14 protein-coding genes and 1 pseudogene are annotated in these 25,403 nt (G+C 68.8%); 11 read left to right on the top strand and 4 right to left on the bottom strand.

Annotation, left to right across the window (positions count from 1 at the left end; translation table 11 throughout):
- Positions 1 to 7: 7 nt before the first annotated feature.
- From ABZ721_RS23625 to ABZ721_RS23610, 4 genes are all read right to left on the bottom strand, one after another.
- Positions 8 to 1,390 (bottom strand): cytochrome P450, encoded by a 1,383-nt coding sequence (locus ABZ721_RS23625; RefSeq protein ID WP_358790667.1) that lies wholly within the window; start codon positions 1,388 to 1,390, stop codon positions 8 to 10.
- Positions 1,391 to 1,447: 57 nt separating this feature from the next.
- Complete coding sequence (locus ABZ721_RS23620; protein ID WP_358790666.1) at positions 1,448 to 2,731, bottom strand: FAD-dependent oxidoreductase; 1,284 nt, start codon at positions 2,729 to 2,731, stop codon at positions 1,448 to 1,450.
- Positions 2,732 to 2,815: 84 nt separating this feature from the next.
- Positions 2,816 to 8,044: a type I polyketide synthase gene (locus ABZ721_RS23615; RefSeq protein ID WP_358790665.1), complete on the bottom strand. Its 5,229-nt coding sequence runs from the start codon at positions 8,042 to 8,044 to the stop codon at positions 2,816 to 2,818.
- A 70-nt stretch (positions 8,045 to 8,114) separates the two neighbouring features.
- Positions 8,115 to 8,309 carry a DUF5988 family protein gene (locus ABZ721_RS23610; RefSeq protein ID WP_358790738.1) on the bottom strand — a complete coding sequence of 65 codons (195 nt, stop codon included), beginning with the start codon at positions 8,307 to 8,309 and terminating at the stop codon, positions 8,115 to 8,117.
- A 654-nt stretch (positions 8,310 to 8,963) separates the two neighbouring features.
- On the opposite strand from ABZ721_RS23610, the gene ABZ721_RS23605 reads away from it, so the two are divergent.
- The 11 genes and pseudogenes from ABZ721_RS23605 (at position 8,964) to ABZ721_RS23555 (ending at position 25,139) form a co-directional block, all read left to right on the top strand.
- Entirely contained in the window at positions 8,964 to 9,227 is a 264-nt protein-coding gene (locus ABZ721_RS23605; RefSeq protein WP_358790664.1) for a hypothetical protein, read from the top strand.
- A gap of 76 nt (positions 9,228 to 9,303) precedes the next feature.
- Complete coding sequence (locus ABZ721_RS23600; protein WP_358790663.1) at positions 9,304 to 9,549, top strand: hypothetical protein; 246 nt, start codon at positions 9,304 to 9,306, stop codon at positions 9,547 to 9,549.
- A pseudogene (locus ABZ721_RS23595) lies at positions 9,546 to 10,256 on the top strand (ISL3 family transposase); the annotation flags it as partial. The gene ABZ721_RS23600 and the pseudogene ABZ721_RS23595, both read left to right, overlap by 4 nt.
- 602 nt (positions 10,257 to 10,858) lie before the next feature.
- Positions 10,859 to 12,643, top strand: a complete 1,785-nt coding sequence (locus ABZ721_RS23590; RefSeq protein WP_358790662.1) for a reverse transcriptase domain-containing protein — start codon at positions 10,859 to 10,861, stop codon at positions 12,641 to 12,643.
- Positions 12,644 to 12,698: 55 nt separating this feature from the next.
- A complete protein-coding gene (locus ABZ721_RS23585) occupies positions 12,699 to 13,661 on the top strand; it encodes a transposase (protein WP_358790661.1) in 963 nt (320 codons plus the stop codon).
- Positions 13,662 to 13,771: 110 nt separating this feature from the next.
- On the top strand, positions 13,772 to 14,131 hold the full coding sequence (locus ABZ721_RS23580) for a reverse transcriptase domain-containing protein (RefSeq protein WP_358790660.1): 360 nt from the start codon (positions 13,772 to 13,774) through the stop codon (positions 14,129 to 14,131).
- 52 nt (positions 14,132 to 14,183) lie between these two features.
- Positions 14,184 to 15,881: an IS1182 family transposase gene (locus tag ABZ721_RS23575; RefSeq protein ID WP_358790659.1), complete on the top strand. Its 1,698-nt coding sequence runs from the start codon at positions 14,184 to 14,186 to the stop codon at positions 15,879 to 15,881.
- An 800-nt stretch (positions 15,882 to 16,681) separates the two neighbouring features.
- On the top strand, positions 16,682 to 16,804 hold the full coding sequence (locus tag ABZ721_RS23570; protein WP_358790658.1) for a hypothetical protein: 123 nt from the start codon (positions 16,682 to 16,684) through the stop codon (positions 16,802 to 16,804).
- A 62-nt stretch (positions 16,805 to 16,866) separates the two neighbouring features.
- Positions 16,867 to 22,191, top strand: a complete 5,325-nt coding sequence (locus tag ABZ721_RS23565) for a type I polyketide synthase (protein ID WP_358790657.1) — start codon at positions 16,867 to 16,869, stop codon at positions 22,189 to 22,191.
- 298 nt (positions 22,192 to 22,489) lie between these two features.
- Entirely contained in the window at positions 22,490 to 23,326 is an 837-nt protein-coding gene (locus ABZ721_RS23560) for a hypothetical protein (RefSeq protein WP_358790656.1), read from the top strand.
- 493 nt (positions 23,327 to 23,819) lie between these two features.
- The gene (locus ABZ721_RS23555) at positions 23,820 to 25,139 is read left to right on the top strand and encodes a hypothetical protein (RefSeq protein WP_358790655.1); all 1,320 of its coding nucleotides are present in this window, start codon (positions 23,820 to 23,822) and stop codon (positions 25,137 to 25,139) included.
- Positions 25,140 to 25,403: the final 264 nt, after the last annotated feature.

Below are 25,403 nucleotides of genomic sequence, written 5' to 3'. Positions count from 1 at the left end.
GACTCGCCTATGCATTCTGGACCGGGTGGCGTTGCCGTACTCGCATGCGTAACTGCGCCGGCCGCAGACCGACGCGGCGCACAGAGGGGGGATAGGTGGTCTGTCCAGGAAGGTGCTCAAGCCGCCAGCGAAGGGTGATGGTGGCGAGCATGAGCGGGGCTTCGAGCAGGGCGAATTTGTCGCCGATGCATTTGCGCGGACCGCTTCCGAAGGGAATGTGGCTGCCGCGCGGGATGGTCGCAGCGTGGTCGGGAAGCCATCGGTCCGGGTCGAAGTCCTCCGGGTCGGGGTACAGGTCGGGGCGGTGGTGGAGGACGTAAGGGCTGCACAGCACCGAGATTCCAGCCGGCAGGAAGTATCCGGCGAGATGTGTGTCGCGGGTGACCACCCGGCTCACCAGCCATGCGGGTGGGTAGACGCGGAGTGCCTCGGCAAGAAAGCGCTGTATGTAGTCGAAGCGGGCGACGTCGGCGGGGACGGGAAGGCGCCCGTCGCACACGGTGTCTACCTCGGTGTGCACGCGCCGGGCCATCGCGGGGTGCACGGCCAGCAGATGCATCGTCCAGTCCACCAGGCTGGAGACGGTTTCGGTGCCGCCGATGATGAAGGTGATGATGTGATTGCGGATCTCCCGGTCGGACAGGGCATCGCCGTTGTCGCCCCGGGCGGTGGTGAGAACGGACAGCATGTCGCCCTGGTCGATGCCCTCGTCCCGGTAGGTCTGGATGGACCCGTAGATGAAGGCATCCAAGGAGGCCAGCGCGCGGTCGAAGCGCCGGTTGCCGGGGATGGGGACCCAGTCCAGCCATGATGGTGTGACCGTGCGCTGCTGCATCCACTCATTGAGGTCCTCGAGCCAGCCGAGGATGGCTGCGGTCTCCTTCGCACTGGGCAGGCAGGCTCCGAAGAGCATTTTTGCGGTGACCTTGCAGGTGATCGTATCCATCGCCTCGATCACATCGATGACCTGACCGTCGCGCCATGCGCCCGTCACCTCGGCGGTATAACTGACCGCGTCTTTAGCGCACTCGACGAGCCGGTCGGCCTGGAAGGCGGGCTGGATCAGACGGCGTTGCCGTCGGTGCGGTTCGTGCATCGAGGTTCCCAGTCCGTCACCGGCCACCTCGCGAACGCGGTCGTAGAAATGGCCGCCCTTGTCAAAGGTGCGCCCGTCGTGCAGCACCTGTTGCATCAGATCCGGATCACACACGACCAGTGCCTTCTGGCGGCCGATCTTGACCTCCACCAGATCTCCGCGGTCCGTCAGTGAGCACAGGAACTGCAGCGGCTGCCTCCACAGCTTCACCGCGTGCCCCACCATTGGCAAGCCTTTGGGGGCGGCCGGCAACCGTCGTGCCGTCGCCGCCCGCGCTTCACGTGCGTGAGCCATCAGCGCTCCTTCGTTTCGGATCGGTGCTTCGCCAGTGGTCCGCCGGGCGCTGCGGACTCATTCCCGCCACGGTTCCCAGGCTGAGGTCAGCAGGTCACGTATGCCGCCGCAGGGCTGAAGGCCTTTGAGGACCCGGGCAGCGTTGCGCCCTGAGGCCAACGCGTTGTCGTGGCCGGTGTCACCGAAGTAGGCGCCGGCGAACGCCAGGGTGCTGTCACTGATGAGGGGAAGGTCGCGCTGGGCCCCTACGGCCTGCGGGGTGAGGATGACAATGCCGTGGTCCATCGTCTGCAGAACCTGCGCCGGATCGGGGACACCGCCACCGCACGTCATGGTGGACAGGTACTGCGTGGGACTGTTGAGCCTCTGAGGGCCGTTATGCGGAAGGTTGATGTGTGCTTCGCCGGTGCATGCGGCCATCTGGTAGCTGATGACCCCGTCGCTGTGCGGCAAGGACGCGTCGGTGTGGAACATCCACCGGTTGTAGTCGTACGGGAACGCCGACAGCACCCGGCTCTGGGCGTCCGTCGGAGTGTCGAGGATTTTCAGCGCCCGATCGGAGGCAACAGCCAGGACGGCCTTGTCGAACCTTTGAACGTCGCCCGCAGCATCGCGGATGAGGACCTCGTCTCCTGTGCGGCGGACGGACTGGACTTCCGTGCCGAGGCGCACGGCAGCAAGTTCGTCCGCCAGGCTCTGGGTGTAGCTGCGGGTGCCTTCCGGGATGTACATCCATCCCGTGGAGGGCACGCCCGGCATGAAGTTCACTGACATGAGGATCTTGAACAATGGTGAGACGGAGCAGCGCCGGGCTGCTTGGGGGGAGATGATGTAGGCCGCTGCGATTGCCGGCGTGATCAGGTGCTCCACGAAATACCGGGAGAACCCTTCGCTCTTTACGAGGTCTTCCGGCGTGACAGCGGTGTCCGCGTCGATGGCCTGCCCGAGTTTCTGGAAGTCTTCCAGGAAGTGTTCCCAGACGGTGGCGGAAACGTCGGGGCGCCGAGGAGGACTGCCGGGTTCGGCATCCTCCGGGGAGCCGAAGGAGAATCCGCACTCCGCGCAGCGGAGAGCCATCATCGGAATGCTCTGCGGGAGCGGGACGGCCCTGATGCCCAGGTCGTCGAAGAGGGACGGCCAGACCCCGTCGAAGAACGTGAACACACCGGTGTCGACTGTCGTCTGCTCGCCGTCCAAGGAGGTGACGTCGAGGGTGTGTGCGTTGCCGCCGAGGTGGCTCTGGGCGTCGTACAGCGTGACGTCGAAGTCCCGCCGCAGATCGTATGCCGCCGCCAGGCCACTGCCACCGGCTCCGACGACAGCTGCCCTTTTGATCGTCATGGGGTTCTCCTCATCCGTGGTGATGTAGCGGTTTCTCGCGTGAGCCCAGTGCCGCGCGGGCCGCGCCACGTGCCGGAGCGTTCATCAGCCCAGAGCGGTGTGTGCCAGGAGCCAGTCGGCGAGGGCGGCGGCGGTGGGTTTGGTCCAGATGACGCCGGGTTTCATCTCGGTATGCAGGGCGTGTTGGAGGCGTTGCTGGAGTTGGACGGCGCCGAGGGAGTCAAGGCCGAGGATGACCATGCTGGTGTGGGGGCCGATGTGACGGGTGGTGCCGCCGAGGAGATCGCGGACGTGGTCGATGATGAATGCTTCCAGGATGCCGCGGCGGGCTGCTCGGCTGTCGGCGGCAAGGAGCTGGTCGCGGACCTCGTGCCCGTCGTCCTCGCGGGTCTCGCCAGGGGTGAGGAACGCGGCGAGCAGGGTGGAGGTGCTCATGGCCGGATAGGGCGCGATCCACTGGCCGACGTCCAGAGGGGAGTAGGCGACCTGGCGGTATCCGGCGGCGAGGATGCGTTCGAGGGCGTCGATGCCGTCGGCGGGGGTGATGGTGAGGAATCCTCGCTCGGCCAGGTGCTGTCCGCGGCCGACGTGGCTCCAGGCGCCCCATTGGATGCCGGTGGCCACCAGGCCCCGGTCGTGGCGCCACTTCGCGAGCCCGTCGAGGAAACCGTTGGCGGCGGCGTACGCGGCCTGCCCCGGGGACCCGATCAGGGAGGCGACGGAGGAATAGAGCACGAAGAAGTCGAGATTGGCCTCGGACGTGGCGTGGTGCAGGGCCCAGGCTCCTTCGGCCTTGCCGCGCCAGACCCGTGTCAGCAACTGGGTGTCGAGGGTGGCGAAAGTGGCGTCCTCGACAACGCCGGCCGCGTGGACAACCCCGCGCAGCATTCGTCCGCCTTCGCCGGCTGCCGCGACGGCCCTCCGGGCGAGGTAGGGGTCGGCGACATCACCGCGGACGACGAGGATGTCGGCCCCGGCCGCGCGCAGCGAGGCCAGCTGTACGGCAGTCTGGGCAGTGGGGGCGGCGCGGCCGACGATGACGATGCGGCCCGCGCCGCGCCGCGCGAGCCATTCGACGGTGAGCAGCCCGAGGCCGCCGAGGCCGCCGGTGACGAGATAGGCCGCTCCGGGGCCCACCGGGCCGACGGGGGGCCGCGCGCCGGCCGCGACAGCGGTGTCCGCGCCGGGCAGTACTCGGGCGGTGTGGCGGCCTGCGAGCCGCAGCGCGGTCTCGGTCACCGGTTGTTCGTCATCGAGCAGCTCGGCAACGACCTCGGCGTGGGCCGTGGCGCTCGCGGTGAACTCCAGGCAGCTCGGGCGAAGTTCCGGGTGCTCGTACGCTGCCGTCCTGAGCAGCCCGCGGAGCGCGGCCAGCGTCAGCGGGGCATGACCGGTGCGGGCCAGGATCCAGAGCCGCGGTGGCTGGTCCCACTGGGACAGGCGGCGGATGAGAGCGACCGTGTGGGCGACCACGTCGCGCGCGGCGTCGGCGGCGGCGGGGGGGTCTATGGCCGGTTCGTCGGCCAGGGCGAGAACGATTCCCGCGCACGGGGCCAGTTCGCCGGGGTCGGCGAGGACGGTGGCCAGCGGCAGCCGCCGGCAGCCGGAGGTCTGCTGCTTGAGGTGCAAAGCCAGTTCGCCTGTCCAGGCTTCGTCCTGGGCTGTGAGGAGGGCCCAGGTGCTGTCGGCAGCCCGGCGCCGTTCCTTCGGCGCGGGGGCGGGCTCCCATGTGTGATGGGCGAGGCGGGCGGCGAAGCGTTCGGTAGGTGGGATGACGTTGGTGACGCGCAGGCCGCGGATCTCGACGACGACGGTCCCATCGGCGGTGGCCAGCTGGGCGGAGGCGGTGCAGCCCAGATCGTCGGCGTGGTGCAGGCGGATCGCGGCGGTGCGGGTGTGGGCGGTGGGCCCATATACGCACACGTCGTCGAATCCGGCGACGACCACCGGGCCCGGAGTGAGGGTGTAGTGGGCGAGCCAGGCTGCCACGGCGGTCTGGACGACCTGGTCGGCGAGCGCGGGGTGCAGGGACATCGTCCAGGCCGAGACCCGCGCGGTGTCGTGGGTGTGCAGCGTGGAGACGGCCCGGTCCTGGTCGGGGTGGATTTGGATGCGGTCGATGGCGGTGAACGCCGGGCCGTGGAAGACGTTGTGCTGGTCGCGGAAAGTCCGGTGCAAGGTGGCGACGTCGCTGTCGTGCCAGCCGTCCGGGTGGAGTTCGGCGGGAGCCAGTGGTGCGGGTTGCTCGTGGCCGGACAGCGACCGGACCGTGCCGCGGGCGTGCACGGTGATTCCGTCCGGGCTGGTGGACACGATCTCGGCCAGGGCGCTGTCCCCGTCATGGACCAACCGGGTGGTGACCAGTGGCTCGGTGTCCAGGAGCAGCGGGTGCAGGATGGTGACGTCGGTGGCGGCGACGGTGTCGGTGGCGTAGGCGCGTGCGGCAGCGGCCAGCATCATCTCGACGGCTGCGGTGCCGGGGAGGACGGGGGTGTCGGCAACCGTGTGGTCGGCGAGCCAGGGCAGCAGGCGCGGTCCGAGCGGAGTCTGCCATAGGTGGCGTCCGGGCTGGTCGGGGTCGTGGACGTGGCCGCCGAGCAGCGGGTGCTGTTCAGCGCCGGGCAGGGCGGGCGCGACGAGCCGGTAGGCGAGTTCGTCGCCGCCATGGCGGGTGCGATGCCAGTCGGTGACCGGCACATCGGTCAGTTCGCCGGCGCCGTAGTGGGTGTGGAAGTCGATGCCGTCGTAGCCTGCGGCGTGGACCGCGCCGAGATGGGTCAAGAACGCTTCCTGGTCGTCAGTGCCCTGGCGCAGGGTACCGACCGCGACGGCGTCGAGGACGGCATCGTGCCGGGCGGTGTCCAGGATCGGGCGGACCGCCAGGGGGTGGGGGGTGCATTCGATGAACAGCCGGTGTCCGGCGGCGAGGGCGGCGGAGACGGCGGCGTGGAACCGGACCGGGTCGCGCTGGTTGCGCACCCAGTACGCCCCGTCCATGACGCCCGGGTCCCGGGGGTCGGGTGCCACGGTGGAGTAGAAGGGGATGCGGGGGCGGGCCGGGGGCAGGTCGGCCAGTGCCGTGTGCAGTTTCACCAGGACGGGGTCGACCTGCGGGGAGTGCGAGGCCACCTCCACGTCGATCAGCTTGGCCACGACGCCGTCGTTTTCCCATCGTGCGACCAGCGCGGCGACCTGGGCGGCGTCGCCGGACACGACGGTGATGCCGGGGGAGGTGAGGACGCCCAGCGACACCCCGTCGGCATCGGCCGCGTCGATCGCGGCCTGGACGTGACCGGCGCCGAGCATGACGGAGGCCATCGCGCCGCCGGAGATCGTGGCCAGCAGGGCGGACCGGCGGCAGATCACCTTCACGCCGTCCTCCAGGCGCAGCCCGCCCGCCACCACCATCGCGGCCACCTCGCCCAGCGACTGGCCGATGACGGCCACTGGCTCGATGCCCCAGGACCGCCAGACGGCGGCGAGCGCCACCTGTACGCCGAACAGCGCGGGCTGGATCCGCTCCAGCCCGACCAGTAGTTCAGGACAGGCGATCACCTCGCGTAGGGAGAAGCCAGCCCCAGCGCGGATGAGCGGTTCCAGTTCGTCCACGGCCGTGGCGAAGACCGGCTCGTCGGCCAGCAGGCCCTGGCACATGCCGGGACGCTGCGAGCCTTGGCCAGTGAAGACGAACACCGGGCCGACATGCCCGGGCGGCAGCACCGGCGTCCCGGACACCACACCGTTGGTCGCCTGGTCGGCGGCGAAGGCCCTCGCGCGGGCCGCGAGCTGGCGCAGGTCACGGGCGACGATGCCCAGCCGGTGGTCGGCGTGCGAGCGGCGCTCGGCCAGGGTATGGGCCACATCCAGCGCAGCGGCGTCCGATCCCGGGCCCTCGGTCCAGTCGGCAAGGCGGGAGGCCGCGCGGGTCAACGACTGCGGTGAGGTGCCCGACAGCACATACAACCGGTCCTCTCGACCGGTCGGAGAAGGCCTGCGGGTGCTTCGGCGCGGGGCGAGGACCGATGCCGACTCCAGCACCACATGCGCGTTGGTCCCGGTCACGCCGTAGGAGCACACGGCAGCCAGCCGTGCCGCGCCCTCCACCGGCCACGGAGTCACGTCCGTCGGGACGAACAGCCGCGAGTCACCATCCCGCGGGATGCTGGGATTCCAATGACGGAACGTGGCGTTCGGCGGGATGCTCCCGCGTCGCAGGGATTCCACGGCCTTGATGATGCCCGCGATGCCCGACACCGGCTCCGAGTGCCCGATGTTCGTCTTGACCGACCCCAGCGCGCACCGGCCACGGCCCCTTCCATAGACGGCGTTAATGGAGGTGTACTCGATCGGATCGCCGACCGCCGTTCCCGGGCCGTGGGCCTCCACCAACCCGACCTCGCCCGGGTCAATGCCCGCATGGACGACGACCTCGCGGAACAGGCGTTGTTGCATCTGGGTGGAGGGTGCGGTCAGGCGGCTGGCCTGGCCGTCGTTGTTGACCGCGCTGCCCCGGATGACCGCCAGTACCCGGTCCCCGTCACGCCGTGCGTCGGCCAGCCGCTTCAGAAGAAGCACGCCCGCGCCCTCACCGCGCACGTAGCCGTCGGCACGGGCGTCGAAGGCGAAACACGCCCCGCGCTCGGACAGCAGCAGCGGCGCCTCGTAGTAATGGGTCTCGGGCGAGAGCATCAGCAGCACCGCCCCGGCCAGGGCGGTATCGCACTCGCCCAGCGTGAGCGCCCCGCACGCGGTATCCAAGGCCACCAGACCCGAGGAGCAGTGGGTGCTGACCACCATGACCGGGCCGCGCAGGTCCATCGAGAACGCCACCCGGCCGGCCGCCCCGGCGGTGAAGTTCCCGAACAGGTAGGCGCTGTTGGGCGCGTCCTCAACCGGCCGCGCCTCACGGAAGAGATTGTCCGGCGCGTAGGTGCCCATATAGACGCCGGTCCGCGAACCGCGCATCTGATCCATCGGCACGCCCGCGTGCTCGACCGCCTCCCACGCCACCTCCATCAGTACCCGAAACTGCGGGTCCACCTGCTGCTGCTCCAGCGGTGCGACGGAGAACGCGGCGGGATCCCACGCCCACACGTCCCCGTCCAGGAAGCAGCCGCGCCCGGCGCGAGCGGCGAGCTCGGGATCGTGCACGGCCGCCAGCCGCGCCGCGTCCCACCTGCCCTCCGGCACCGGCCCCGCCGTCTGCCGCCCCCCAGCCGCCAGATCCCACAGGGCCCCGCCGTTTCCCACACTTCCGGGGAAGCGGCAGCCGATGCCGATGATCGCGACCGGTTCACGTTCCGTTGCCGACATGACACTCCGCCTCTGTCCTCAGTCCCCGTTCACGGTGCCCGCCCCCGGGTAGCCCCCGGCGCAAGAAGAATCACTCAGCCAGGTATGAGCAGTGCGACCAGGAGAAGACGCGCTCATTTTCCCCCCGCACGGAAACACGCCTTCCTGAATCGGCGAAATGCTCGTACCTGCTCCCATTGAGAATCTTCACCGCGACCACCGACTCATCGGTGCGCACTAGGAGATTTCCCGTGACCATCCAGGCAGGCCCGCCCTCAAGTGATATTTTCGGCCACCCGGGCGGAAAATGAATGACTGTCCTTTTTCATCACTCCTCCAACGCCTCGGGAGGTCGGATCGCACCCAGCCAGCGGTGGGCAGCCTTAGTCGCACGGTAGGCCGGAGAGTTCAATAAAGTCCAGGTCCGGCGCGGATGGGTGGGGGCATGCGATTCCTGACCCGGTGCGCTCCTAGCGCGGGCGCACGCAGCGCGATTGCCGGAGTGCAAAACGGCGTACAAAAAAACTCCAGGGATCCGAGGGGGATTAGACGACTCGGCCATGTAATTCCTGGCTGCCGGAGAGCTTCCGTAAAGTTCCGAAAGAGATAATCCAGACTTTCCTGGACCACATTGCGCCTTTTTGCGGTGCGCCGCCGTGCCCCTTCGCATGCTGCGATGTGCCGCTCTGTGCAAACTGCAATACCGGGCACGTCGCAGCGCAGGCTCCGGAGAGTGAAATTCGCACCCCGGCCGAGGACCGATGCACACGCGACGGGACGCACGGCGAGTACCTGCCCAGTTCCCTGTGCTGCCGGACGCGATCCAACGGCTGCTCCGCCCGCAGCGGGTGAGTACACGTCTCGACGGCCCGGTGCTCCACCCCCGTGCTGCACGTCCTCGCATCGCCGCAGGCTCCGAGAGATCGAGCACAACCACCAGGTGTTCCTGAACGCTCCCCGCACCATCTTGATGCCCGCGACCCGCGACCGCACCACCCTGTGGGCCCAGCGCCTTCTGGGGCTGAGCCTGCTGGTCCAGATGGACGGCTCGCACCACCTGGCACTGCGCAAGATCAGCACCGACTGGTTCCGGCCGAAGGTGATGCGCGAGATGCAACAGCGCGTCGACGACCTCGCCCAACGCCACGTCACCCACCTTCTGGACGCGGGCGGCCCTGGCGGCATCACGGTTGACTTCGCCTAGCACCCTGCCGCGCTACCCGCTGGCCGTCCTCCTGTCCCTCCTCGGGCTCCCCGAGCGCGATTTTCCCCGCCTGTAGTTGCTCACCCAGCAGCTGCTGGGCACCGATGACCCCGACCTGCGGCGCAACGCCGGCCCGTTCGCCCAGCCCGCCGTCCTGTACGACCTGTTCACCTACTTCCGCAAGGTCGCCAAATCCCGCCGCGCCCGACCCACCGACGACCTGGCCTCCGCGATCGCCAACGCCCGCATCGAGGGAGTGTCTAATAAACGGCTCTGTCTCACATTCGGTGGTGACGCAGAGTGGCGTGGGTCGTTGATGTGAGTGTGGAGAGTCTCAACGAGCTGGTGGCAACGGTGTTTTCGGGGATAGCCCCGCTGGTCATCGAGGATGTGGTCGACGAGGGTGAGCGCGTGGTCGTGAGGGCACGGACTCCAGGATCGACTGCGGTCTGCCCGGTGTGCGGGGTGTTGTCGGGGCGGGTGCACGGCTATCACTGGCGGGCGGTGGCCGACCTGCCGATCGACGGCCGGCAGGTTGTGGTCCGGGTCCGGGTTCGGCGTCTGGTGTGTCCCACCCGCGGTTGCCGCCACACTTTTCGCGAGCAGCTCCCTGGGGTGCTGGAGCGATACCAGCGGCGTACAACCCGCCTGACCAGGCAGATCAAGGCCGTGGTCAAGGAGTTAGCGGGCCGTGCGGGATCGCGTGTGCTGGCGATACTCGCAATCGGCCTGTCGCGTCACACGGCCCTGCGCACCCTGCTGCGCATCGCACTGCCCACCGGACGAGCGCCCCGCGTGATCGGCGTCGACGACTTCGCCCTGCGCCGACGGCACCGATACGCCACCGTGGTGATCGACGCACCAACGCATGAGCGGCTCGACGTGCTGCCCGACCGCACGGCCGACACGCTTCAAGCGTGGCTGCGCGAGAATCCGGGGGTCGAGGTCGTGTGCCGGGACGGCTCCGCGACCTACGCCGAGGCCATCCGCCGTGCCCTGCCCGACGCAGTGCAGGTCGCCGACCGATGGCAGTGCGCCATGAGGCGCCTTGTTGTATCCCCGGTTTCAGCCGGGAGGAATTCGGAGGGATGTTCCTGGGTCTGATGGCTTACCCAATCCGGAAACGGTGATGGGGAAAATAGCATGCCAGAAAAGCGACGGCCGGGTTCAGATGTCAGAGACGGTGCGTCGCGGGACCCGCGTGATATGGCGAAAGCTGGATTGCCTGAACTCCAATCCCCAGAAGATTGAAGGTCGAATCCACCGGAAAGACATCCGAAACCGGTGCCGTGTCCTGTCCTGGGTTAGTGCCAGACCCGGGACAACCTCCGGGACGCAGAGCGATGCCCAATGAGGGCATTCAAGGGGATGAGTGGAGCGCCTACGTCACGCTAGTACGTATGACAAGGACGAACATGGGATCGCCTAACCTCGATCTTTCATGGTGGGCCACCGACTCCGTCGGCAGCCCACCATGAAAGATCGAGGCTAAGGGAGGAGATCTTCCTATGGCGACGGAGGCCCCGTAGTAGTCGCCGGAGTCACGACCGGCCAGGGAGGGCGGGAAAGCCGTCCACATCGGGCGAAGGGGGCCAGGTGATCGGACACCTAAGAATCGGGAGGTATGCGTAATGCAGAGTGCCGAAGCGGTGCTGGGTGTCCTCCGTGAACGCGGCAGGCGTGGCCTGCCGTGCAATGAACTGTATCGACAATTATTCAATCCGCAGTTGTATCTGCTGGCCTACGGACGTCTGTACTCCAACAAGGGAGCAATGACGCCGGGGGTCACCGGGGAGACCGTGGACGGCATGTCGCTGGGCAAGATCGAGCACGTCATCGACGCACTGCGCCACGAGCGGTATCGGTGGAGCCCAGCTCGGAGGGTCTACATCCCGAAAGGTCGGGGCAGCACGAAGCTGCGTCCGCTTGGCCTGCCTCCGTGGAGCGACAAGCTCGTCGGCGAGGTGATCCGCCTGCTTCTTGAGGCGTATTACGAGCCGACGTTCTCCGACTCCTCTCACGGTTTCCGTCCCCGCCGGGGCTGTCACACCGCACTGCGCGAGGTGGCTCACACCTGGACGGGGTCGATCTGGTTCATCGAGGGTGATATTGCCCGGTGCTTCGACCGACTGGACCATTCGGTCATGCTCGGAACTCTGGGTGAGAAAATCCACGACAACCGGTTCCTGCGGCTGGTGCGCAACATGCTCAAGGCCGGATACATGGAGGACTGGATCTGGAACGCCACGCACAGCGGGAGTCCGCAAGGCGGGGTTGTTTCACCAATCTTGTCCAATATTTATCTGCATAAGATGGATGAGTACGTCGAGAAGGTTCTGATCCCTGAGTACACCCGGGGAAGAGTCAGGAAGCCGAACCGCGCCTTTCATCGGGTGTGGGCGGCGATGGGCAGGGCCCGGAAGCGCGGCGATCGCGCCAAGGTGCGGGAGCTGCGCAGGCAACTCCACAGCATGCCCAGCATAGATACCCAGGATCCTGGGTATCGGCGGCTGAAGTATGTGCGTTATGCCGACGACACCCTGCTCGGGTTCGCCGGACCAAAGGTAGAGGCCGAGGAAATCAAGAGACGTCTGGCGCAATTCCTGCGTGATGAACTCAAGCTGGAACTATCGCCGGAGAAGACGCTCATCACACACGCCCGCACCGGGGCGGCGAGGTTCCTCGGCTACGACATCACCGTGCACCACAACGACCGCAAGATCTCCGGCAGGCGTCGGTCTGTCAATGGGACGATCGGTCTGCGTGTCCCTCGTTCGGTGGTAGTTGCCAAGCAGGCCCAGTACATGAAGCGCGGCAAACCCGCGCGTCGGCCCGAGCTGCTGAACCAGGACGACCACGTCATCATCAGCACTTACGGGTCCGAGTACCGCGGCATCGTCCAGTACTACCTGCTGGCCGGCGACGTCTTTCGACTCGCCCGGCTGCAATGGGCCATGTCGGCCTCGATGCTGATGACGCTGGCCAACAAGCACCGCTCGTCGTTCTCGAAGGCGGCGCGCAAGTACGCGGCCACCGTCGAGACACCGTACGGGCCACGCAAGTGCTTCGAGGCCCGCGTCGAACGCACCGGCAGGAAGCCACTGGTCGGACGGTTCGGCGGGATCCCGCTGCGACAGGACAAGAAGACGGTCGTCACCGACCATCAGCTGGCCCCGGTCAACATCAAACGCAAGGAACTGGTCACCCGGCTTCTCGCGGGACGATGCGAGGCATGCGGACGCCTCGACGAGGTGGAAGTCCACCACGTCGCCAAGCTCGCAGACCTTGGCAGACCGGGAAACCGGCCGCCGTGGGCAGATCTCATGGCCGTGCGACATCGCAAGGCCTCTGTGGTCTGCGGCAGTTGTCATGCGGACATCCACGGCAGAAGACCTGTCCCAGCACTCACGGAGTAGTCACTGGAGAGCGACGTGCGGTGACAAGTCGCATGCGTCGTTCGGGCTGGGGGCCGTGGGAAAAGGGCCTGCTCAGCAGGCACCTCGCCGACGGCCCACCAGTACCATCTGGTCCAATCTGGCCGAGGCCGTCGAGAAGACAGTCGTCCAGCATCGCGCCCTGCTGCGTGAGCCGCACGAATCCCCCACCGCCCAGGGCGTCGCGGCCATAGAAAACGCGAATCTCGAACCGTCCGCTCCTGCTGGGCCGCGGACAACGGGCCGACTCTCGGACCGTGTTCGGGAACGACACGCGGACGTCCGCTCGCTCCTCGACCAGGGCGTCGGACTGCGCGCGATCGCCCGCCGGCTCGGGCTGGCCCGCAATACCGTCCGCCGCTTCGCCAACGCCGCGGACCCGGACGAGCTCCTGGTCGGCCAGTGGACCGGCCGGCCCAGCATCCTCGACCCCTACAAGCCCTACCTGCACCAGCGTTGGGCCGAGGGATGCACCGTCGCCCGCGCCCTGTTCGAGGAACTGCGCGAGCGCGGCTACCTCGGTGGCGAGAGCATCGTGAAGAAGTACGTGGGCAAGCTCCGCGAGAGCTTTCCGCACAACCCGCCCCGCAAAGCACCTTCCGTGCGCAACGTGACCAGCTGGCTCACCCGCCACCCCGACCGCCTCACCGACGACCAGACCCAGCAGCTCAAAGCAATCCTGGTCCGCTGCCCCGCTCTCGACCGCACCGCGCATCACGTCCGCGCGTTCGCCGAGCTCATGAACAACCGCCAGGGCAAATACCTGGACCAATGGATCACGCGTGTGAAGGCCGACGACCTGCCCGCCCTGCACACTTTCGTCACCGGCCTCGGCCAGGACCTCGACGCCGTCGTCGCCGGCCTCACCCTGAAGTGGAGCTCCGGCGCCGTCGAGGGCCAGAACAACAAAATCAAGATGTTGAAGAGGCAGATGTTCGGCCGAGCCAACTTCGACCTACTCCGCAAGCGCGTCCTTCTCAGCGCCCCAAACCGTTCATGATCGCAGTTTCGGTGACCCTCCGTGGCCCTGGCACTGAAAGTGATCCAGAACCAGTCTTCAGGAACCTGCGACAGCGGAAGCGTGTCGGAGACAAACGTGTCCTGATCTTGGTGAAGGCGTTCTTGAAGTCGGGCATCCTCGGTGAGGACCGGGTACTTCGAGAGACCACCGCCGGTACCCCACAGGGTTCGATTCTCTCGCCGTTGATGAGCAACGTGGCGCTGTCGGTCCTGGACGAGCACATCGCCCAGTCGCCGGGAGGCCCGAGGTCTACGCCTTGGGCGCGGACCAAGCGGCTTCGTCAAGGTCTCCCCAACTACCGGCTTACCCGGTACGCGGACGACTGGTGCCTAATGATCAAGGGCACCAAGGACGACGCCGAAGCTCTGCGCGAGGAGATCGCGGAGGTGTTGTCCACGCAGGGGGACTCTGGTGCTCAATTCCCTGCGGGGGTAGGCATGCTGACGTAAGGATGGGCCTTGCGTGCCGTTCCTCTGTCGTGCGGCCGCGGGGAGTGGACTGATGTCGATGCCGGCCAAGGGGTTACCCGTCGTCCCGGCGCAGACCGTGGCTACGGCCCGTGCCGCGTTCCCTGGGGGCAGTCTGCCGATCCGGGTCCGTGACCATCTGGCGGCGGTGTTCGTCGACGAGCCGTTCGCTGGCGCGTTCGGTGTGCGCGGGGCCCCGGGGATGTCTCCGGCGGTGTTGTCGCTGGTCACGGTGTTGCAGTTCGCGGAGGACCTCACCGATCGGCAGGCCGCGGCGATGGCGGTGCGCGCCATCGACTGGAAGTACGCTCTCGGCTTGGAGCTGACCGACACGGGCTTCGACCACACTGTGCTCAGCCGGTTCCGTGCCCGTCTGGCCGAGCACGGACTGGAGCGGGTGGCCTTCGACCGGCTGCTCGCGCACTGCCGGGAGGCCGGGTTGGTTGCCGCCGGCGGGAAACAGCGGACCGACTCGACCCACGTCATTTCCGCGGTGCGGGACTTGAACCGGTTGGAGCTGGCCGGGGAGAGCGTCCGCGCTGCCCTGGAGGCACTGGCGGTGGCCGCGCCCGCGTGGCTGGCAGCGCAGGTGGACGTCGCGGAGTTCGCGCACCGCTACGGGCCCCGGGTCAACAGCTGGAACATGCCGTCCAGCGGGGTCAAACGCGACCGGCTGGCGCTGGTGTTCGCCGCCGACGGCTACCGGATCTGCGAGGCGGCCTGGGCGGACCGGGCGCCGGTATGGATCCGGGACCTGGAGGCGGTGCAGGTCCTGCGGCAGGTGCTGGTGCAGACCTACTGCCGGCGCATCGAGGCCAAGGGCAGGGAGGTAATCGTGAAGCGGGACGCCGACGAGCAGGGCGTCCCGCCCGGCAGACGCCGCCTGGCCTCCCCCTACGACACCGGCGCCCGCTGGGCAGCCAAGGGCGACCAGTTGTTCTGGTGCGGCTACAAGATCCATATGACGGAGAGCTGCCATGCTCCCGCCGAAGCCGGTGCGCCTGCGAGGGTGAACCTGATCACGGACGTGGCCACCACCGACGCCACCGTGCCGGACGTGAAGGCCACCGCCGGCATCCAGCGACGCCTCACCGATGCCGGTCTCGCCCCCGGCGAGCACTATCTCGACTCCGGATACCCCTCCGCCGCCCTGGTCACGGCCGCGGCCAAGGAGGGCATCGCGATGGTCACACCGCTGCTTGCCGACCACTCCCCGCAGGCCAAGGCCGACCAGGGCTTCGCCAAGAACGCGTTCCGCATCGACTGGAAAGCCCGCCAGGCCCGCTGCCCCCAGGGCCGCACCAGCACCGGCTGGTTCCCGGTCACCCAGCGCGGGCAGCCCGCCATCGTCGTCGAGTTCGACCGCTGGGACTGCCGCGCGTGCCCCTCACAGACCCAGTGCACCACCGCGGCCCGCGGCTTTCGCACGCTCACCCTGCGGCCCCGCGAGATCCACGAGACCGCCGCCACGGCCCGCGCCGAACCTCAGACCGGCACCTGGCGGGCCAAATACGCCCTGCGCGCCGGTATCGAGGGCACCATCAACCAGGCCCTGGACGTCACCGGGATACGACGGGCCCGCTACCGCGGCCTGCCGAAAGTCCGCCTCCAGCACGCCTTCTCCGCCACCGCGCTCAACGTGGTCAGACTGGACGCCTACTGGAGCGACCAGCCCCTCGGCCGTGTCCGCACAAGCCGCCTCGACCAACTGGCCCACAAACTCGCCGCGTGAACAGCCGGAATTGAGCACCAGAGTCTATTCCCCACTCAAAGTTCGCAGACGTCCCCAGGGGGATCGAGGAGCTGCTCCTCCACGACCAGGGGAACGTCACAGCTCCCGGGCCACCCGATATCCAGCCGATCTTCAGGGACGGGGCGGGCGGTCAAGGATGAGCGCAGCTCATCGCGGTAGCGACGCCGTCAGGCGTCCTTGAGGGGCCGACGCGGCCCGCACACTCAGAGATCGGGCGGCCCACCCCGGGCACCGTCGTCATCCCGTGGGTTCCCTGGGGACGAAGAAGCTCAAGCGGGGGAATTACTCGATCGTCGACAGGACTGTATTTCGAGGGCCTTGCTCTGGGGCCTACACCTCCCTGGACCGTCAAGATCCATCGTCAGGTGTGTCCACACCACGGGGTCTCCTCACCCATCGTGGGCGGCAGTACCAAGCCGAGCGAAGGTCTCCCGACGCGGGAGGCCATGGCAGGCACCCGCTCTTACCCGGGCATGGTCTGGGCCATGCCCGGCCAGGCCCGCTCGCAGGGGCAGGCGGCGCGCGGTGGAGCAGTGCGCCGCCTCGTGCGTCGCATGTGCTCGGCACACGTCCAGATGCGCCCACGTTGGAGCCTTGGACCTGCGCAGATCCGCGGCTGAACTGGACGAGCCACCGTCGTGATGGGCAATAGCAACGGCCTTGCGCACACGGTCGACCTGGTCAGCAGCAGTGAACGGCAAGCCCTCCGACTACACCGGGCAGCTCACCGGTCACGGCGACCCGACTCTCCTCAGACCTAGGCGACAGGAGTGATGACCATGTGTGACTTCCTGGTGAAGGGCGGCCCCCAAGCACTGGAGGGGGTGCGGTCGGCCGAGACGGACGATGGGCGTGTTCTGCCGGTCGTGCTGTGGACCTACAGCACCCGAATCGCGGAGTGAAGGGGCCATCGTCCTCCGCCGAGCTGCCCTCGTGGTCCGTCCCCACTTCGTACGGAGGAAACATGCCTGTCTCGCGCCAAGCTCCCGGTGACATGCCTGTGGCGATCATCGGTATCGGCTGCCGCTTCCCTGGTGGAGCCCGTACCCCGTCCGGCCTGTGGCAGCTGTTGCTTGACGGCCGGGAGACGGTGAGCCCGGTTCCGGCCGACCGTTGGGATGCCGGCGAGTTGATGCGGTACCAGGATCCGCGGGTCGCCGCCCGCTACGGACGCGGCTGTTTCGTGGAGGGGGACGTCTGGGCGTGGGAGCCCACGGCGTTCTCGGTAGCTCCCGGGGACGGGGCGATCATCGATCCGCAGCACCGGATGGCGGTGGAGTGCGCCTGGGAGGCGGTAGAGCACGCGGGGTTACCCGTGGCCTCGCTGCGCGGTTCGGATACCGGTGTGTTCCTCGGCCTCTATGCGCTGGACGACGTGTTGAGCCGGGCCCGGCCGGTGCGGGACTGGATCGACGGATTGTCGATGTTCGGCAGTTCGCCGGGCAACGCGCCGGCCCGCATCACCTTCGGGATGGACCTGCGTGGCCCGGCCATGACGGTGGAGACGCTGTGTTCCTCGGGCCTGACCGCGCTTCATGTGGCCTGCCGGGCGCTGGCGAGTGGGGAGTGCTCGCTGGCTCTGGCCGGGGCGTCGATGCTGATGACCGCGCCGGAGACGCTGCACTATGAGGCACAGTGGCTCACCTCTGCTACCGGTCATTCCTACGCGTTCGACGAGCGGGCCGACGGTTTCGTGCGGGGCGAGGGCTGCGGCATGGTGCTGCTCAAGCCGCTGGACCGGGCGCTGGCCAACGGGGACCGGGTCCTGGCGGTGGTCCGGGGCACCGCGCTGAGCGGGGACGGCCAGGCCGAGCGGCTGACGGCGCCGTCCACGCAGATGCAGCAGGTCGCCTTCCGCACCGCCGTGGAGCGGGCCGGGATCGATCCCGGCGACGTGGGCCTGGTGGAGGCGCACGGTCCGGGAACGGCGGCGGGCGATCCGACGGAGTACACCTCGGTCAACGCCGTCTACGGGCGGGGCCGGGGCCGGTGTGCGCTCGGTTCGGTGAAGACCAACCTCGGGCACTCCGAGCCCGTGTCCGGGATCGCTGGCCTGATCAAGACGGTGTGGGCGCTGCGCGAGGGGCTGGTGCCGCGTAATCTCAATTTCCGGCGCTGGAACCCGGCTATTCCCCTGGACCCCGACTCCCGGCTGTTCGTCCCGGTCGAGACAGAGCAATGGCCGGTGGAGAGCGGCAGTCGGCTGGCCGCAGTATGCTCCTACGGGCTGTCGGGCACCAACGCCCACGCCGTACTGGAACAGCCGCCCACCCGCCGCCCCGGACGCACGGTACGTACCGGCGGTGCGCCGCCGGAGGGACAGGCAGCCCGTGCCGCAGTGCGGGAGCCGTTGCTCTTCCTGCTGTCGGCTCCGTCTGCGCAGTCGCTGCCGGTGGCTGCCGGGGCCCTCGCGGATGTGGTGCAGTCGCGGCGCCCCGACCCCGCCGACCTGGCGCACACCCTGGCGGTGCGCCGCTCGCATGCCACGCACCGCCTCGCGGTACTCGCGGCGGGTCGCACCCAGCTGGTGGAGCGGCTGCGAGAGTTCGCTCGCGAGAGGGCGGGTACGGACGTGGTCACCGGTTCGACGGTGCTGGACGGTGACCGGCCGGGGCCGGTGTTCGTCTTCACCGGGCAGGGCTCCCAGTCGCCGGGGATGTGCCAGGGGCTGCTGGACGTCGACGCGGTGTTCACGGCTGTGGTCGACGAGATTGAGCCGATGATGCGGGAGGAGGCCGGAATCTCACTCCGGGAGATGATCTCCCACCCCGAGCTGCTGGTCGGGGTGGAGCGGATCCAGCCCACCTTGTTCGCGGTGCAGATCGCGCTGGCCCGGATGTGGGAGTCCTGGGGCATCCGGCCGGCCGCGGTGATCGGCCAGTCCCTGGGGGAGATCACCGCCGCCGTGGTGGCCGGAGCGCTGTCGCTGCGCGACGGGCTGGTCGTCAATCACCGGCGGGCGGTCCTGGCCAACCGGATCAACGGAGGGCTGATGGCCTCCGTCCTGTTGGACGCCGACCGCGTACAGGCCGACATCGAGGCCGCCGGGGCCGTCGGGGTCTCGCTCGCGGTCCTCACCTCCCCGGGCACCTGTGTGATCGCCGGCGACGCCCGGCAGGTCGCAGACCTCGTCGCCACCTGGCAGGACAAGGACGTCAGCGCGAGCCTGGTCCAGGTCGACTACGCCTCGCACTCACCGCACGTGGACCCGATCATCGACGACATCCACGCACAGCTCGCCCACATCACCCCCGCACCTGCCGGCCTGAAGGTCTACACCACCGCTTATGAGGACCCCCGCGCCGAGGTAGTCTTCGACGCCGTCCACTGGGCCCACAACCTGCGCCACCCGGTACGGCTGGTCGGCGCGCTGGCCGCCGCGCTGGAGGACGGGCACCGCCTGTTCGTCGAATGCTCCCCCCACCCGCTGGTGGTGCGCGCCGTCACCGAGACCGCCCGCAGCGTGGGCGTCACCGATGCGGTGGCAGTGGGTAGCCTGCGTCGGGGCAGTGACGACAGGACCGCGTTCGCCACGCATGTGGCGGCCGCCCACTGCGCCGGCGCGGCGGTCGACTTCGCCGCCCGTTACCGCGGAGGGCTGGTGGACGTGCCCGCCACGATCTGGCACCGCGTCCACCAACGCCCCGACCCGCCCTACGAACTGGTCGCGCCCCAACTGGTCGGCGCCCGCCAGCACAGCCTGCTCGGCGGCCATGTCGCCGACCCCGCACACGAGGGACGTCACCTATGGCAGACGCCGGTCGGTCCGGCCCGGGTGCCCTGGCTCGCCGACCACGCGGTGGCCGGTGTCCCGGTGATGCCGGGCACCGGCCTGGCCGAGATGATGCTCTCCGCCGCCCGGCACGCCCTGGCAAGCGACCGCATAGCCCTGCGTGATGTGACCCTGGAAACCCCGCTGCCCCTGGACCCGGAACCAGTGGTGACCACCCGCTGCACCATCGACGGCGACCAGGCGGTCCTCGACATCGTCACCCACGAGGGCAGCGCGATCCTGACCCACGCCCGCGCCACGGCCCACCGCCTGGGCACGACCACCCAAGCGGCCGCCACCCGGCCCGCGACGGCAACACCGGACGTGCCACAACCGGTCAACCCCGGACCTGACTGGCAAGAGATCAGCCCCGCGGACGTCTACCGGACCTTCCGCGAACGCCACAACGTCGCCCACGGCACCGCCTTCAACGGCCTGGAACGGGTCCGGCTGCACCCCACGCAGGACCTGGCCGTCGCCCAGGTGCGGATCGACGACAGCGCCCGCATCTCCTCCTGGATGATGACCCTGCACCCGGCCCTGGCCGACGAGGTGGTGCAGACGGCGGGCTCGATCTGGCTGACCCGCTACCCGCTCGCCCCCGGCCCGGTCGTCGTCGTCGGCTTCGACGAGATCCGCGTCCTGGGCCACACCGGCCACACACGGCACACCGTGGTCCGCCTGCACGAGGCCGATGACGTCTCCTGCCGCGCCTCCTGCCTGCTCACCGACGACAACGGCACCCCGGTCGCCGAGATCACCGGCCTCCGCCTGGCCAACGTCACGCCCAAGGAGGAACAGTTCGCCGCACGGCTGTCCCATCTGGCCTGGGCCCCCGACCCCCTCACCGCGCAACCGGCGGGCCCCGAGGCCGCCGCCCGCCGCGACGGCTCCTGGCTGATCCTGGCCGAGAAGCCCGCGCTGTGGGCTCCGCGGCTCACCCGCACCCTGGGCGAGCACACCGCCACGGCCCGGCTGCTTCCCTTCGCCCCAGATGGCGAAAACGAACCGGACTGGGAGGAACTGCTCGCCGACGCAGCCAACCGGGACCTGGACGGGATCGTGCTGGCCCTCGACGCGGCCACCCCGGCACCCGACCCCGTACACGTCGCCCAGACCCGCACGGCCCGCCTCGCCGCCCTCTTCCGCGCCCTGCTTACCCACGGACACGGCGCCGCACTGCGCGTCGTGGTGCGCGCCACCGGCCCCGAACCCGCCGTCGGCGGGCTGCGCGGGCTGCTGCGCTGCGCCGCGTTCGAGGCACCCCACCTCCAGCCGACCCTGATCGACTTCGCCTCAGCCGCCGACCTCACGCACGTCGCCGCCGAACTCACCGCCGACGGACCATCCCGCGAAATCTCCTGGCGCAATGGCATCCGCCACACCGCCCGGCTGCGGGCAGGCGCGCCCACCGAGGCCCGCACCCCTGGCAACGGCGTACGGCCCGGGGCCTCCTACCTGGTCACCGGCGGCCTGTCAGGCGTAGGCCTGGCCACAGCGCAATGGCTGGCCGGCCAAGGCGCCGGACATCTCGTCCTGTGCGGGCGCAGCGAACCCTCCCCCCAGGCGGTAGCGGCACTGGACCGCATGCGCGCAGACGGCACCAAGGTCTCGGTGGTGCGCGGCGACATCGCCGACCCGAAAACCGCCGCCGACGCGGTGGCCCGGGCCACCGCGGACGCGGGCGAGCTGCGCGGCGTGGTGCACAGCGCCGCCGTCGTCGAGGACGCCACCTTGGCCACCGCCGACGCCGCCCTCCTGGACCGGGTGTGGCGGGGCAAGGCACGCGGCGCGTGGGCGCTGCACGAAGCCACACTCTTCGAGGACCTGGACTTCTTCGCCGTCCACTCCTCCCTGGCCTCCCTGGCCGGCTCGCCCGGCCAGGCCATGTACGCGGCGGCCAACGCGTTCACCGACGAACTCATCGACTACCGCGCGGCGCAAGGACTGCCCGCGACGGCAGTCCACTGGGGTGCCTGGGCCCGCATCGGCCGCGGCCAGCACCTCGCCGACCAGGGCTTCGCCATGATCAAACCGTCGGACGGCACCGACGCACTGGGACGCGTCCTGGCCTCCGGCCACACCAGGATGGCCTACTCACCACTCGACTTGACCACCTGGATCGCCCCCTACCCGCACCTCGCCAACGCCCCGCTCTTCCAGGAACTGGCCACCGAAACAATCCTTGACCCAGGCGCAGACCAACACATCCTCCAAGAGCTCCGGGAGGCCGACACTCCAGCCCGGCGCCGCACCCTCATCGAAGACTTCATCGTCGGCCAGGTCGGTGACATCCTCAGCACCGCAGACGGGCACATCAACCGCTCCACCAGTCTGATCCTGCTCGGCCTCGACTCCCTGCGCGCCGTCCAGCTGCAGAACCGGCTCCAGCGGGCCCTGGACACCACGATCGAGTCGGGCGTCATCTGGGTCCGCCCCACTGCCGCGGGCCTGGCCGCGTGGATCGCAGAGCGGATGGGCCTGGACTCCAGCGCCGAGGACGGAACAGTGCAGTGAACACGGCCCCGTCGGGGCCGATGCCTCGCCTACTGGCCGGGCGCTGTGCCTCGCTTCAAGGTCACCGGCACGACTCCCATCAATCTGCCACAAGCCCCGCCTCGCCGAACGGATCATGCCGCCTTCCTGGGCCGCTCAGGAAAGCGAAGTGGCGCTCTACTGCGGCGATCCGATCCGATCCGGACGGCGAGCGCAGCGGGCAGGCCTCGGTACGTAGGGGAGGTGACCGCTGAGCCGGGGCAACGGTCCAACACCTGACACGCCGTCCGCACCATGTGACAACTCAAGGAGGTAGGCCATGAATCTGGCATGGGACATCTTGCGAGGGAGCACGGAGCAACGCGTCACCAACGTAGGAATTCTCGCCGTAGGTGTCATCGGCGGCGTGATTCTGGGGGTGTGGGCCTACCGCGAGTGGCGGCGGAAACAGAGAGCGGCCCTGACGATCCTCCTGGTCAGTGGCGCGCTCTCCATCTTCGGAGACGCCGCGGCCCGCCCCCTCGTCGGGTTTCATACGGACGCCGTCACCGAGTACCCGGTGGTCTACCAGATGTTCGACAGGCCCATCTCCTTCTGGCTGCCGGCCGCCTTCCCTCTGTACGCCGCCATGGGCTACGTCGCCTATCTCGCACTGGACGACCGGTGGACCAAACGCCGCTTCCTCACCTGGGTCGGCGGACTCGTCGTCATCGAGGCCGTCGCCGAACTCATCATGATCAACTTTGGGCACGCCTTCGCATGGACACAGAACCAGCCACTGGAAGTACTGGGGCTGGGGATGGTGTGGCCCCCGACCTGGGTCATGAGTGGAATGATCACCGGCGCTCTGATCTTCTTCTTCGGCCGGCACCTCAACCCCGCCCGCCAACTGCTGCTGCTCCCGCTGACCTCCAGCCCGTACTTCGGGATGATGGTCATCCTCTCGTGGCCCACGATCATCGCCGTCAACTCCCCGCTCGCCGGAATCGCCACGACCGCGCTCGGCCTGGTCACCCTCGCCGGAATGGCAGCCCTGCTGTACGTACTCACCACTTTCATGGAGCCGCGCACCCTCCCAGGGACATCGGCACTGCCCGAACGTACTGCTGAGACGGTGACGCCCCCTGCGGAGCAGCAGGCGCTCAAGCGGGGGTAAGCGGTCACGCCGACGGCGAGGGGGTAGTTCCCCGTCCTCCTCGCCGAAAGGTCACCACGTGCCGGAAGGAACTCCTCATGAAGACAGAAGGACCTCCCTGTCCGGAACGCGCCGTGCCGTCCGGCTGCGGACGGTCGACCGACAGCATGTTCTCGACCTGCTTATCCGCCTCCGGACGCCGGTTCCTCGGACCGTGCTCGGCGATCCTCGCCATGTACGTTCAGCGGCCGGAACTGCCGTGGCGACAAGAGCGAATCGGAGGCTTCCATGACAAGGCGACTCCCCAGCCGACCCAATTCGCTGCCAAAGCTAAGCGCCAGCCTGGCAACAGGATGTCCAGCTGCGGCTCGCCGCGCACCGACCGACTGCTCCAGGCCATGGACGCATCTGTCGATCAGGACGCCGTTCGGCTTCATCCGGCCGTGGCGGGAGCGCCCCTGCTGACGGTTGCATGCCAGGGGTGGGGCCCCGTGGCCCCGGCAGGTGAGCCGCAGTGAGCACGCCCCCGCCACGCGCCGTGGTGATCGGGGGGAGCTTCGCGGGACAGCTTGCCGCACTGGCCCTTGCCCGCAGCAACTGGCTGGTCACGGTCGTGGACCGTGACGCCCGCGGGCTAGACAACACCTCCCCACGAGGAGTGCCCCAGGCACAACATCCGCACACGCTGATGCATGGTGGCCTGCTCGCGGTGGAAGCACTCGTTCCCGGGTTCCGCGCCGCCCTGTCGGAACACGGCGGTCTGGAAGCCGACTTCGGCGAAGGCTGCCAGGTGCTGTTCCCCGGCGGCTGGTCGCCCCGTATCCGCACGGGCATCCCCTATATCGCCGCCAGCCGGAGCTTGGTGGAGCATCTACTCCGGGAACGTCTGCGAGCTGACTCCCGGATCACCGCCATGGGAGGCACGGCCGTGGGCATCAACTGGCGGGACGGCGTGGTATGCGGCGTGTACGTGCTGAACAACGGAGACCAACAGGAACCGCCGCTGTACACGGCCGACTTGGTAGTCGATGCGTCCGGCCGGACCTCCGCACTCTCAGACTGGCTGACCGCAGCTGACCGCTGCCCACCCGAGCCCCGCGAGCTACCTGCGCGACTCACCTACGCCAGTCGGCTCTACCAGTTGGCTGACGCACACCTGCCGGACTGGCTGATGAGCGTCGAACTGCCCGCCGCTCCTGCCCAACGCAGGGGCGGCTTCACCGGCCGGATCGAGGGCGACCGGGTGTGGGTCACCCTCATCGGAGCGGCTGGCGAGCGGCCCCCCGCCGACGAGGAAGCCTTCGCTGCCTATGCCACAGGACTGGGCAACCCCCGCCTCTCCGAGGTGATCGCCAGCGCCCGGCCCCTCGGCTCTGTGCGCCGATTCGGCCCGGTGGACAGCCGATGGCACCTGTATCACCGGATGCGTACCTGGCCCGACGGACTTATCGCCCTCGGCGACGCCGTCGCCGTCCTCAACCCGATCTACGCACACGGACTCAGCGTCGCCGCCCGGCAGGCCCTCAGCCTGCACCACCTGCTCAGCTGCTCCCGCGCAGCCGCCGTGCCCGCCATGGCCCGCGCCTACCAGCGCCAAGCCGCCCGGCACATCCGCCTCCCCTGGATTCTGAGCACCCTGCCCGACTCCGGCTGGCTCGACCACGCCCCCGTCCACACCCGGGCCGCGGCCTGGGCAGTCCGCCGACTCCTCGCCCGGATGCCCGCCGACCCTGCCCTGTACCGCCGCTTCGTCGCGGTCCAGAATCTGGCGGCCAGCCCCACCATCCTCCTGCCCCCGCTACTGACTTCAGCTCGTCGGGGTGAATCCGCGTGAAGTCGCTGACGGATGTGGGCGGGTGGCTGTATCTGTGGGTGTGTGAGATATGCGGATGGGGGCGGGTTGACTGCGACGGGGCGCCGGCGTCGGGAGTCTGTACGGATGCAGGCGGCGGAACTGTTTGACCAGCAGGTCAAGCCGTCAGAGGTTGCGGGGCGGCTGCGGGTGAACCGTTCCGGGTTCGGTAGAGACTTCAGATTGTGGCTGTGACCTGGGGTTTCGTGGCTGCTCGGTAGTGGTTGGCTTCGTATTCGGCGGGCG

The organism is Streptomyces sp. NPDC006733, assembly GCF_040636125.1.
Taxonomy (GTDB): domain Bacteria; phylum Actinomycetota; class Actinomycetes; order Streptomycetales; family Streptomycetaceae; genus Actinacidiphila.
This window is presented reverse-complemented; position numbering and strand designations above follow the sequence as displayed.

Excerpts from the sequence above, each read along its gene's own strand:
- ABZ721_RS23625 (WP_358790667.1), bottom strand. The coding sequence starts at position 1,390 with ATGGCTCACGCACGTGAAGCGCGGGCGGCGACGGCACGACGGTTGCCG.
- ABZ721_RS23620 (WP_358790666.1), bottom strand. The coding sequence starts at position 2,731 with ATGACGATCAAAAGGGCAGCTGTCGTCGGAGCCGGTGGCAGTGGCCTG.
- ABZ721_RS23615 (WP_358790665.1), bottom strand. The coding sequence starts at position 8,044 with ATGTCGGCAACGGAACGTGAACCGGTCGCGATCATCGGCATCGGCTGC.
- ABZ721_RS23590 (WP_358790662.1), top strand. The coding sequence starts at position 10,859 with ATGCAGAGTGCCGAAGCGGTGCTGGGTGTCCTCCGTGAACGCGGCAGG.
- ABZ721_RS23575 (WP_358790659.1), top strand. The coding sequence starts at position 14,184 with ATGTCGATGCCGGCCAAGGGGTTACCCGTCGTCCCGGCGCAGACCGTG.
- ABZ721_RS23570 (WP_358790658.1), top strand. The coding sequence starts at position 16,682 with ATGTGTGACTTCCTGGTGAAGGGCGGCCCCCAAGCACTGGAGGGGGTG.
- ABZ721_RS23565 (WP_358790657.1), top strand. The coding sequence starts at position 16,867 with ATGCCTGTCTCGCGCCAAGCTCCCGGTGACATGCCTGTGGCGATCATC.
- ABZ721_RS23560 (WP_358790656.1), top strand. The coding sequence starts at position 22,490 with ATGAATCTGGCATGGGACATCTTGCGAGGGAGCACGGAGCAACGCGTC.